Here is a 563-nt window from a genome sequence, read left to right as displayed (position 1 = left end):
AGGACGCGGCCGAGTTCATGGCTCTGGGCGCGGGCAACGTGCAGGTCTGCACCGCTGCCATGACCTATGGCTTCAAGGTGGTGCAGGAGATGATCTCGGGGCTGTCGCAGTACCTCGACGAGAAGGAGATCGCGCTTTCCGACCTGATCGGGCGCGCGGTGCCCAACGTCAGCGACTGGCAGCACCTCAACCTCAACTACATCTCCAAGGCCAGGATCGACCAGGATGCCTGCATCTCGTGCGGGCGCTGCTATGCCGCCTGCGAGGATACCTCGCACCAGGCCGTTGACATGTCCGAGGACCGGGTCTTCACGGTCAAGGACGACGAATGCGTGGCCTGCAACCTTTGCGTGAACGTCTGTCCCATCGAGGGCTGCATCACCATGGAGCGCATGGAGGTCGGGGCTATCGACCCGCGCACGGGCCGCGTCGTGCAGGCCGAGCCCGCCGACTGGACCACGCACCCCAACAACCCGATGGCGCTGAAGGCCGCGGAGTGAGGCGCGGGGGCCTCGTGTCCGCCGTCGTTTGACCGGATCATGAGAAGGGCCGGGCCGCGCAAC

1 protein-coding gene is annotated in these 563 nt (G+C 65.9%); it reads left to right on the top strand.

Annotation, left to right across the window (positions count from 1 at the left end):
• Nucleotides 1-500 (top strand): 4Fe-4S dicluster-binding protein (locus tag HC022_RS28395; protein ID WP_167454580.1); only part of this gene is annotated, 500 nt, incomplete at its 5' end.
• Between the last annotated feature and the right edge of the window lie 63 nt (nucleotides 501-563).

Source organism: Salipiger sp. HF18 (assembly GCF_011806505.1).
GTDB lineage: Bacteria > Pseudomonadota > Alphaproteobacteria > Rhodobacterales > Rhodobacteraceae > Salipiger > Salipiger thiooxidans.
This window is presented reverse-complemented; position numbering and strand designations above follow the sequence as displayed.